This window comes from Arthrobacter sp. B2060, assembly GCF_059090445.1.
On the sequence record NZ_JBNHFR010000012.1, the window covers coordinates 132,534 to 143,277 of the forward strand.

The window sequence follows — 10,744 nt, forward strand, 5'->3', positions numbered from 1 at the left end:
GTCCATCGTTGGGCGTTGGTTGGGTTCCGGCGTGACTCATGCTCGCCCTCCCCCTTGTAAAGTTATTTGGCATTACTGGTCCCGTCCTCGGACGGGCCGCTGGCTGCACCATTCCCACCAGTCGGTTTCTTCGAACTGGTGAGGCCGTGCATATGGGATAAATAGAATCCTCCCGCAGCTCCAAGCAGAGCGCCTGCGAGCACGATCCAGCGGGTTCCCCACAGATAATCCAGACCCCACCCTATCAAACTCCAGACCATGATTCCGCCAATAATGTAGCTGAACACAGCGATTCCAGCGTTGTAACCGCCGTCACCATTCCCGGCGGAGTCGCCAGGGGTGCCGGCCGGTTTGCGGGCGTCGTCGGCAGGGTTGTTTTCGGAGTGGTGCCGCTTAGACATCAGTGGTTCCGCCATCCGATTGTGGGTTTGGCCGGGGGTCATTGAAGATCTGCAGGCGTGCCTTGCTGAAGCCATAGATTTCTGCAGCCTGCCAGAAGACCACAGCCACGACAGCCCCGATCAGGAACCAGCGTTCGTGCAGCCATGCCGGCGCGCCGAGAACGAACAGCACGACCGCAAAGCCAATGACTTTTACGAAGTAAGTCGCAACAAACAGGCCGACGGCGCCGGACGGATTGTCTTTGCCGACAAAATGGCCGATCAGGAGGCTGATGGCAAAAAATGCCATCACCAGCAGGCCGCCGAACGTACTCGAAAGCAGCCCGACCCAGCCGTTCAGAACCAGGGCAACGATGCCCGCGAGCAGCAGCGCTCCGCCGGCTGTTGCCGAGCTCAGCCCCAGCAGACCGAGCCACAACGACCGCCTGGGACCGGATGCGCCAACGGATCCGTTGCCGGACAGAGGTCCGGACTCGGCGTCGGAGGTCATGGGGTCCCAATCGTCGGAGGCAGGGGTGAATTCGGTGCAGGACACACCTGCCCCTGAATTCTACACGAGATAGAAATTATTACGGAAACCACCGGCTACTGCGGAGTATCAGCGCTGCGGCGGCTCAAATACGGCCAGGCAGTGATGAGCCCCATGCCCAGTGTTGCCATGAGATCGAGGGCCAGCACAATCTGCCAGGGGTAGACAGCAAACGCGAGGCCCCCGAACGATAGAACGGCCGCCCACAGGTAAAGCAGCATCACCGCGGTGCGGTGGGAGTAGCCGATGTCCATGAGTTTGTGGTGAAGATGCCCCCGGTCCGCGGACCAGGGCGAACGGCCGACGGCGGTGCGCCGCACCACAGCGAGGCACAGGTCGAGCAGCGGCAGGAAGAGGACGGCGAACGGCAGCAGGATGGGGATGATCGTGGGGATACCGTTGACGCGGTCATAGAGGCCCGAGGTGATCTGTCCCGTTGAGACCACACCGGCGGACGCCATCAGCAGGCCTATCAGCATGGCTCCGGAGTCGCCCATGAAAATCTTCGAGGGAAACCAGTTGTGCGGCAGGAAGCCCAGGCAGCTGCCCACCAGGACTGCCGTGAGGAGGGTTGCCAGGTCGGAGCGGTCCAGGATCGGCGCGTTCCGGTGGACCCAGTAGGCAGTCAGGAAGAACGCGGACCCGCCGATGATCGCAACCCCGGCCGCGAGCCCGTCCAGGCCGTCGATGAAGTTGAATGCGTTCATCGTGACGACGATGAGGCCTGTGGTGAGGAGGATGTTCACAGGGTCCGAGTTAAAACTGATCGGCTCCGGAACGAATGGAATGACGGTCATCCGCACGCCCCAGACCGCCACGACGAGGGCCGCCAGGCTCTGCCCGATCAGTTTGATCCACCAGCGCAGATCCAGGAGGTCGTCAGCGACGCCGACGAGCACGATGACGGCCGCACCCGCCAAAACACCCCAGGGCGCCGCGTTTCCCCGGAAGATGTCCTTCACGAAGAAGGACTGGCTGGCCACAACCAGGGCCACGAGCACACCGGCAAAGATCCCCAGCCCGCCCAGTCTCGAGACCGGGCTCGAATGCATGTCCCGGCTGCGGATCGGTGCGAACAGCTCAAGCCGGTTGCCGACCAGCCGCGCGCCCCAGGTTGCCGCATAGGACACGGTAGCCGCTGTCAGCATCATGCTCAGGTACATGATCATGGGGTCTCCCCCGCCCGGCCGGCGCTCAGGGAGCGTGAGCGGCGAGCCTGGCGGCCGCCCCTGCGGAGGGAGCGCGCAGCGACGCTGTGCTGCATTTTATGCCGATGCAGATTCGGGGTCCGGCTGGGGGGACTGTAGGGGCTCGATAGCTGTGGATCTGACGTGCAATAAATGAAACTTCTCCGTCGCCATGCGCACAGACAGGCACTGCATGAGTGCCTGACAGGGCTGTATTACAGTGGACTCTAGTCAAGATACTAATGCCAACGGGTACATCGCTTCGCGTCACACGGCCTCATGCCGGCGGGAAACTTGCCGACGGCCGCGCTGAAAGGATCCCGTAATGCCAGTGTCCGTCGCCGTTGCTGCCGTGACGTTTGACCGTCCCCGTGAACTCGCCGTTCTCCTTAACGCCATCAACAGCCAGACGGCTCCGGTGGCGTCGATCTGCCTTGTGGACAGCGGCACCGTTCCCGCCAGGGAGGTGGCCGAGGGGCATCACAACGTGGACTACGTCCGCTCGGAGGCGAACCTCGGCGGAGCCGGCGGATTCTCGCTGGCCGTCCTGAAGGCCGTGGCCAGCGGTGCTGACTGGATCTGGATGATGGACGACGACGCCGAGCCGGCGGACACCGAATGCCTGGCCACCCTGATCCGGGAGGCCGAGGCCCGGGACCTTGAGGCCGTGGTTCCGCTGGTCGTGGCGCCCGGGCACCCCGACCGACTGTCCTTCTTCTTCCGGCTGGACGGCAAAGTGACCCACGACCGCGCCGCGCTGGAAAAGGTGGGTTTCCTTCCCCAGGACGGGCATTTCTTCAACGGGGCACTGATCCGTTCAGACGTCTTCTTCAAAGTGGGCCTGCCCGACATGCGCCTCTTTATCCGGGGCGACGAGGTGGACTTCACCATCCGTCTGCGCAAGGCGGGGATCCGGTTCGGCACCGTCACCACGGCGGCCATCAGCCATCCCCACGCGTTCTCCGAAACCCAGCACGTCTTTGGCCCCCGGTGGCACGTCATCGTCCCGGAATCGGCGTTCAAGCGTTACTACTACTACCGCAACCGCGGCTACCTGATCCGCCGCTACTTCCGCATCAAGTCCCTGACTGCCGACGTCGGCGGCTACCTGGGTTACTTCCTGCGCCGCGGTGACTTCCGCGGCCTGGCCGACTGGTTCAGGGCATTTTCGACGGGCCTCCGCGGCAAGGGTTTCGGCCCTCTCAAGGACCAGAAGTTCTAGAGCTCCCGTGGCTGCCCGGTGCCGTCCGGCGTTGCAGGCGGCGCCGGACCAGCAGGCTGAGCAGCACCCACGGTTCACCCAGAACGCGGTACGCAACGCGCCGCGGGTGAAGCACGAGCCGCCACGCCCACTCAAGACCAAGCCTGCCGAGCCAGCGCGGCGCCAGCTTTTGAATGCCGGCGATCTGCTCGATGGCCCCGCCCACGGCGCAGTAGACCGCCGGAGGCAGCGAGCCCAGGCGGCGCAGCAGCACTTCTTCCTGCAGCGGCATGCCCAAGCCAACGAGCACCAGCTGGGGCCGCTGCTCCGCAAGCCACTCCACCGCAGCCTCTTCAATGTCGTCGTTCCAGCCATCGCCGGGCATACCGGCGACCGTAGCCCCGGGAACGATGCCCTGCAGCTTTGCCACAGCGCGCGCATTGGCCACAGGTCCTGCCCCGAGGACCGCTATCCGCTCCAGTCCGCGGACCTCTCCCAGCGCCGGAATCCAGTCGGTCGAACCCAACCGGTAGTCCATGACGGGCACAGCGTGGTGCTTTCCCCGCGCCCACAGCCACAGCACCGGGGCGCCGTCGATCAGGACAACGTCGCTGTCCTCATAGAATTTGCGGAATTCAGGTTCTGAATGGAACAGCGTGACGCTGTGGAGGTTGTGTCCGACGACGGTACGCGTGGTGCCATCAGCAATGAACCTGTTGAGCACTCCGGTGAGTCCGGCCACGTCCAGCGGAGTGGCTTCGACTCCCAGGACGGGTACCGCCTGGCGCTGGAGCATCATTCGGCACGGGGCGCTTTGCCGCCCTCGGATTCATCGGCGGCAGGATCCACTGCGGGCCCAACGTCGGCGGGCTCAACATCGGCAGGCTCGTCGTCGGCGGGCGCGGCTGCAGCGTCCGCATCGGCAGCATGGCCTTTGATGTCGAGCAGCCCGGGCACCACTTCCCTGAGCCGTTCCAGGCTCACGGCGCCTTCCCGCACCACGCGCAGCGGCCTGGACGTGGCGTCCACGATCGTGGAGGGCAGTGCGTCGGTTCCCTCAACGGGACGGAATCCGCCTTCCAGATAGACCTCCACGGACTCGGCAAGCTGGGAGCGGGCTTCAAAGGCGGTCTGCGCTGGTGCCTGCCCAGTCCTGTTGGCAGACGAGACGGCCAATGGACCGGTCAGTGTCAGCAGCTCCTGCGCCACTTCATCGGCCGGAATCCTGAGCGCCACGGTTCCCTTGGTGTCACCCAGGTCCCAGTCCAACGAGGGCTGCGCGTGCAGGATAAGCGTCAGTCCGCCTGGCCAGAAGGCCTCCGCCAGCTGGCGCGCCTCAGGAAAGACATCGGTGGCCAGACCGTCCAGGGCGTTAAGGCGCGGCATCAGCACGGGGGGCGGCATGCTCCTGCTGCGGCCCTTGGACACCAGCAGCATGGTGACGGCCTGCGGCGAAAACGCGTCCGCGGCGATCCCGTAGACGGTGTCCGTGGGAAACACCACGCACTTCTTCTCGAGGATGGCACGCCGTGCGTGAGCCAATCCTGCGGTGCGCTCATCGTCGGCCATGCAGTTATAGGTAGTGGTCACTGCCTTATTCTTTCATTACTCCGCGCCCGCCGTGGCGAGGACGGCGCTGGTTGCGCGTTCCTTGCCGTTGAGGTCCACGTGCGTGGTGACTTCCGTCCACCGGCCCGTCCGGGACAGCATGGCCGCGATCCAGGCCGCCTGGACTTCGGCGTGTTCCATCACGAAGTACCCGCCGGGAACCAGCAGCCGCGCCGCAGAGGCGGCAGCCGCCGTCGGCAGTTCCATGCCGTCCGCTCCCCCGCCGTAAAGCGCTTCGGGCGGGTCGTGGAGCGCCACTTCGGGTTCGTTCGGGATAGCCTCGGCGGGGATGTAGGGCGGGTTGGACACCACGACGTCGAAGGTCCCGTTGAGTTCCTGCAATGCGTCCCTCAGGTCCCCGCGGATGAGCCGGACGTTGAGGGGCTGGAGGTTTTTTGCCGCCCAGGCGTGCGCGAACTCGCTGTACTCCACAGCATGGACCTCGGCCTCGGGCACCTCGTGGGCCACCGAGCCCGCAATGGCCCCCGAACCGGTGCCCAGATCCACAACTTTGGGGTGGCGCACGCCAGCATGGATCAGTGCATGGAGCCGGTCGATGACCAACTGGACCACCGATTCCGTTTCCGGGCGGGGAATGAAGACGCCGGGGCCCACGGCCAGCTGAAGGTAGCGGAAATGCGCGACGCCGGTAATGTGCTGCAGCGGAATGCGCCGGGCACGCTCGGCCACCAGTTCCGCATAGCCGCCCGGCGCCGGGGTATCGCCGAGCATCATGGCCCGCAGCCTTCCCAGGCCCACGCCCAGCAGGTGGTCGGCCAGCAGTTCAGCGTCAACCCTGGGGCTCGGAACTCCGGCAGCGGCCAGGAGCGCAGTGGCCTCGCGGACGGCATCGCCAAGGGACAGCCCCGACTGGGCCGGATCATGCTCGGACGTCATCTGGTTTTGGCGGTCCGGCTAGTCGCCGATGGCGTCCAAGCGCGCCTGCTCGTCCATCTCGATGGCAGACTGGATCACCGGTTCAAGGTCGCCGTTCATGACCTGGTCCAGGTTGTACGCCTTGTAGCCGGTGCGGTGGTCAGCGATCCGGTTTTCCGGGTAGTTGTAGGTGCGGATCCGCTCGGAACGGTCCATGGTGCGGATCTGCGACTTGCGCTGGGCCGAGTTTTCGGCGTCGATCTGTTCCTGCTGGTGCGCCAGGATACGGGCACGAAGAACGCGCATGCCGGCTTCGCGGTTCTGCAGCTGCGACTTCTCGTTCTGCATGGCCACCACGATGCCGGTCGGAAGGTGGGTGATGCGCACCGCCGAGTCGGTGGTGTTGACGGACTGGCCGCCGGGGCCCGACGACCGGTAGACGTCGATCTTGAGGTCGTTCGGGCTGATTTCAAGCTCTTCGGGCTCATCCACTTCGGGGAGGACCAGCACGCCGGCAGCCGAGGTGTGAATGCGGCCCTGCGATTCGGTGACGGGCACGCGCTGCACGCGGTGCACGCCGCCCTCGAACTTCAGCCGCGCATAAACGCCTTCGGCGGGGTCGTTCGAGCTGCCCTTGACGGCCATCTGGACGTCCTTGTAGCCGCCCAGATCCGACTCGGTTGCGGAAATGATTTCGGTCTTCCAGCCGCGCGACTCCGCATACCGGGTGTACATGCGCAGGAGGTCACCGGCGAACAGCGCGGCCTCATCGCCGCCTTCACCGCCCTTGACCTCAAGGATCACGTTGCGGGCATCATCCGGGTCGCGCGGAATGAGGAGCCGGCGAAGCTTCGCCGCGGTAGTCTCAAGGGCGGCCTCGAGCTCGGGCACCTCGGCAGCGAACTCAGGATCCTCGGCAGCCATTTCCTTGGCTGCCGCCAGGTCATCCTGGAGCCCGTGCCACTTGTGATAGGCCTCCACGATGCCGTTAAGCTGCGCGGACCGCCGCCCCAACTTCCGCGCCAGCTTCTGGTCAGCATAGACAGCCGGATCGCCCAGCTGAGCCTGAATAGCATCATGCTCATCAAGCAGGCCCTGTACGGACTCAAACATTTTCAAAACCTCTTTCGACTCTTTCAAGTCTAGTAATGCGGCGGCGTAGGTGGGCAAACAGAGAAGCCGCTCAAAATATGCCGGCCAGGGAGAGGCTTCGGGCCTGCCGGAGCCGGGTGGCTGACGATCGTAGATCGGAAGCCACCCGGCGTAGGGGCGGGGCCGGCATATTTTGAGCGGCTAAAGCCAGCTACTTGTCGTTGTCCGACTTAGCTCCAAGCGTCGTCTTCTGAACCTGCATGAGGAACTCGACGTTGCTCTGCGTCTCCCGGATCTTGTTGGTCAGGAGTTCAAGGCTCTGCTGGGTTTCGAGTCCGGAGAGGACGCGGCGCAGCTTCCACATGATCTTGACCTCTTCAGGCGAGAGGAGGTTCTCTTCGCGCCGGGTACCGGACGCGTTGACGTCCACGGCCGGGAAGATGCGCTTGTCAGCCAGCTGGCGGGACAGGCGGAGCTCCATGTTGCCGGTGCCCTTGAACTCTTCGAAAATGACCTCATCCATCTTGGAGCCGGTCTCGACGAGCGCGGTGGCCAGGATGGTCAGCGAGCCGCCGTTTTCGATGTTGCGGGCAGCACCGAAGAAGCGCTTCGGCGGGTACAGGGCTGCGGAGTCGACACCACCGGACAGGATACGGCCAGAGGCCGGTGCCGCCAGGTTGTAGGCGCGGCCCAGGCGGGTCATGGAATCGAGGAGCACCACGACGTCCATGCCCATTTCCACGAGGCGCTTGGCGCGTTCGATGGAGAGCTCGGCCACGGTCGTGTGGTCATCGGCGGGACGGTCGAAGGTGGAGGCGATGACCTCACCCTTGACTGTGCGCTGCATGTCCGTGACTTCTTCAGGACGTTCGTCAACGAGCACCATCATGAGGTGGACCTCAGGATTGTTGGTGGTGATGGCATTGGCGATGGACTGCAGGATGAGGGTCTTGCCGGCCTTCGGCGGCGAGACGATGAGGCCGCGCTGTCCCTTGCCGATCGGGGCAACCAGGTCGATGACGCGGGGGCCGATCTTCTTGGGGTCCGTCTCGAGGCGCAGGCGCTCGGACGGGTACAGCGGAACCAGCTTGGCGAACTCAACGCGGTCCTTGAGGTCCTCGGAGGTCTTGCCGTTGACCGAGGTCACGCGGACCAGGGCGTTGAACTTCTGGCGCGCGGACTGCTGGCCGCGGTCCTCCCCGTCGCGCGGAGCGCGGATGGCACCGACGACGGCGTCGCCCTTGCGCAGGTTGTACTTCTTGACCTGGGCGAGGGACACGTAGACATCGTTCGGGCCCGGCAGGTAGCCGGAAGTGCGGATGAAGGCGTAGTTCTCCAGGACATCCAGGATGCCTGCCACGGGCAGCAGGACGTCGTCGTCGGTGACCTCGACGTCGTCGACGTCGGGTCCCTGGCTGCGTCCCCGGCGGCGGTCGTTGCGGTCGCGGAAGCGGTCGTTGCGGTTGCCGTCCCGGCTGTCGGACCGGCTGTCGGACCGTTCGTTGCGGTCGCGGCGGTTCCGGCGGTTCCGGCGGCTGCCGCCATCGGTGTCCTCGCCGTCGCGGCTGTCATCGCGGCGGTTGTCACGGCCGCCTGCGCTTTCAGCAGAGTCGCGGCCACCACGGGTGCGGCCGGCTTCGCGGCGGTCCGTGCGCTGTGCGCCCTCGCCGGCGTCGCCACCCTGCTCGCGGGTTTCAGCACCGCGGGTTTCAGCACCGCGGGTTTCAGCACCGCGGGTTTCAGCACCGCGGGCTTCCGCACCGCGGGTCTCAGCACCGCGCGTTTCCGCCGGAGCTGCTTCGGCCGGGGCCTCGGCTGTTTCAGCCTGCGGGGCCGCTGCGGCGGCCTCGCCACGGCGGCGGTTCCGGGTGCGCGGCGGGCGGCGTTCGCCGGCGCCTTCGCCGGCTGCGGCTTCGGGGGCCTCGGCGGCTGCCGGGGCAGCCGGTGCTTCGACGGCGGCGGGCTCGGCGGCAGGTTCAGCGGCTGGAGTGGAGACTACACCGTCGCTGACGGCGCGGCGGCTGCGGCCACGGCCCCGGGCACGGGTGCCTTCCTGGGCCGGGGCTTCCGTCGCTGCAGCAGGGGCGGCCGGAGCCGTTACGTCTGCGGCAGCACTGCTGTCACCGGTGGTCTTCGCAGCACCCCGGGCCGGAGCCTTGGGTGCTGAAGTACCCGCACGATGCGCCGAGATGGCAGAGACGAGGTCTCCCTTGCGCATACGGGAGCCGCCGGAAATACCAAGCTGGCTGGCAAGTGCCTGCAGCTGGGCGAGCTTGAGGCCGGCGAGGCCGCTGCTCTTGGCGGGTGCTTCCGTCAACGATCCGGAAGCTGAAGATGGTGTGTCCACAGCTGGCGACAGCTCAGTGGTTTCGGTCACGAAGGATCCTTCCCCCTCGACGGCGTCCAGACTGGGAGCTGGACGCGATGATTTGATCTGGGCCGCAGTTCAGATCTGCAGCCGGGATTTTCGGCCTTGCCGGATGGAATTCGCGGCAGGGCCGGATACTGATCGCCTTCAACGCTCCGTAATTCAGCGGGACGTCGGACTGACGGGTCAGGGAACAGATTGCTTTCTGTAAACCCCGTCAGGCCAAGGAGGCGGCACCGGAAAATACTGCGCATTACGAAGACGAAGCAGCAGCAGAACTGAGCAGGTCAGGACCGGAATAGGCAACATGGCCGATAACCAGGTTCTTGACTGCACGGTCTTGGCTGCAGGGCCCCTTGACTGCAGAGTCGCTGTCTGACTGCATAACTGCGATGACTGAATGCGGGTTTACCGCCGGTGCACTCCCACTTTAGCACCTTCAACGTCCACTGCCAGCTTCATCACTCGCCAGTTGATATCAGGCGTGTTCGTCGCCGTGAACGTATCGATGAACTGCAGCACATCCGCGGCTTCCGCCTCGCCGTTGGCGAGCACCAGGACGGTGGGCCCTGCGCCGGAAACGACGGCGGCATGCCCGGTCTGGCGCAGCGCCTTGATGAGGGCGGCGCTGGGCCGCATTGCCTCCGCGCGGTAGCTCTGGTGAAGGAAGTCTTCAGTGCCGGCAAGCAGCAGTTCCGGCTTGTTCGTCAGGGCGTGGATGAGGAGTGCGGCGCGGCCGGAGTTCATGGCTGCTGCATGGTGGCCCACCGAGGCCGGCAGCAGGGCACGCGCGGCTTCCGTGGACAGCTCATAATCGGGCACGGCCACGATGGGGATGACGGCTTCATTCACTGCGGCGCAGGTGCTGCTGTACTGGTCACTGTCCTGCCACGACAGCGCCAGCCCACCGAAAATCGCCGGGGCGACGTTGTCCGGGTGCCCCTCCATTTCACTGGTCAGCTGGAGGATCCAGTTCCGGTCCTGCTGCTCCCCCGAGGGAAGCATGGCGTTTGCTGCCGTAACGGCGGCCACCACCGCGGCAGCAGACGAACCCAGGCCGCGGCCGTGCGGGTTGACGTTCTCCGCCGTGATCTTCAGGCCGTTGTGGCGGTAGCCCAGGCGAGCGAACGCCGCATTCATGGCCCTGACCACGAGGTGGCTGGCATCGCGGGGCAGGGACGCGGCACCCTCACCGCTGAGCTCAAAAACCAGTTCTCCGCTGTCGAGGCTCTCGACCGTCAGGGTGTCGTGCAGCGTCAGGGCGAGGCCGAGGCTGTCATAGCCGGGCCCGAGGTTCGCGCTGGTGGCAGGCACCCGGACAGTAACCTGCTGCCCGCTTTGAATGGCGGGCAGCTGGGCGGTTTGGGGCAGCATGGTTTCCAAAGTTACTTGTCTTCCAGTCCCAGCTCGGCGGCGACCGTGACAACGTCGTTGGACACCTTGACGGGCTGGACATCGCTGCCGTCTTCCGTCCGCAGGGCC

At 65.4% G+C, this 10,744-nt stretch carries 10 protein-coding genes; 1 reads left to right on the forward strand and 9 read right to left on the reverse strand.

Going from position 1 to position 10,744, the window contains the following annotated elements:
• Positions 1–62 precede the first annotated feature (62 nt).
• The 3 genes from AC5RUM_RS18770 to AC5RUM_RS18780 form a co-directional block, all read right to left on the reverse strand.
• The gene (locus AC5RUM_RS18770; protein ID WP_494036365.1) at positions 63–401 is read right to left on the reverse strand and encodes a hypothetical protein; all 339 of its coding nucleotides are present in this window, start codon (positions 399–401) and stop codon (positions 63–65) included.
• On the reverse strand, positions 394–891 hold the full coding sequence (locus tag AC5RUM_RS18775) for a Cg1360 family ATP-synthase-associated protein (RefSeq protein ID WP_494036377.1): 498 nt from the start codon (positions 889–891) through the stop codon (positions 394–396). The genes AC5RUM_RS18770 and AC5RUM_RS18775 overlap by 8 nt, the downstream gene beginning before the upstream one ends.
• Positions 892–986: 95 nt before the next feature.
• On the reverse strand, positions 987–2,099 hold the full coding sequence (locus AC5RUM_RS18780) for an MraY family glycosyltransferase (RefSeq protein ID WP_494036366.1): 1,113 nt from the start codon (positions 2,097–2,099) through the stop codon (positions 987–989).
• A 343-nt stretch (positions 2,100–2,442) separates the two neighbouring features.
• Here AC5RUM_RS18780 and AC5RUM_RS18785 point away from each other — a divergent pair, with 343 nt between their 5' ends.
• On the forward strand, positions 2,443–3,339 hold the full coding sequence (locus AC5RUM_RS18785; RefSeq protein WP_494036367.1) for a glycosyltransferase: 897 nt from the start codon (positions 2,443–2,445) through the stop codon (positions 3,337–3,339).
• Here AC5RUM_RS18785 and AC5RUM_RS18790 read toward each other — a convergent pair.
• The 6 genes from AC5RUM_RS18790 to thrB all read right to left on the reverse strand — a co-directional run bounded on the left by AC5RUM_RS18790 (position 3,320) and on the right by thrB (position 10,636).
• The gene (locus AC5RUM_RS18790; RefSeq protein WP_494036368.1) at positions 3,320–4,117 is read right to left on the reverse strand and encodes a WecB/TagA/CpsF family glycosyltransferase; all 798 of its coding nucleotides are present in this window, start codon (positions 4,115–4,117) and stop codon (positions 3,320–3,322) included. The genes AC5RUM_RS18785 and AC5RUM_RS18790 overlap by 20 nt on opposite strands.
• Entirely contained in the window at positions 4,114–4,908 is a 795-nt protein-coding gene (locus AC5RUM_RS18795) for an L-threonylcarbamoyladenylate synthase (RefSeq protein ID WP_494036369.1), read from the reverse strand. Before AC5RUM_RS18795 ends, AC5RUM_RS18790 begins: the two co-directional genes overlap by 4 nt.
• A gap of 15 nt (positions 4,909–4,923) precedes the next feature.
• Positions 4,924–5,823: a peptide chain release factor N(5)-glutamine methyltransferase gene (prmC, locus tag AC5RUM_RS18800; RefSeq protein WP_494036370.1), complete on the reverse strand. Its 900-nt coding sequence runs from the start codon at positions 5,821–5,823 to the stop codon at positions 4,924–4,926.
• Between the two features lie 18 nt (positions 5,824–5,841).
• On the reverse strand, positions 5,842–6,915 hold the full coding sequence (gene prfA / locus AC5RUM_RS18805) for a peptide chain release factor 1 (protein WP_494036371.1): 1,074 nt from the start codon (positions 6,913–6,915) through the stop codon (positions 5,842–5,844).
• 190 nt (positions 6,916–7,105) lie between these two features.
• Entirely contained in the window at positions 7,106–9,271 is a 2,166-nt protein-coding gene (gene rho, locus AC5RUM_RS18810; RefSeq protein ID WP_494036372.1) for a transcription termination factor Rho, read from the reverse strand.
• Positions 9,272–9,670: 399 nt separating this feature from the next.
• Positions 9,671–10,636: a homoserine kinase gene (gene thrB, locus AC5RUM_RS18815; protein WP_494036373.1), complete on the reverse strand. Its 966-nt coding sequence runs from the start codon at positions 10,634–10,636 to the stop codon at positions 9,671–9,673.
• Positions 10,637–10,744: the final 108 nt, after the last annotated feature.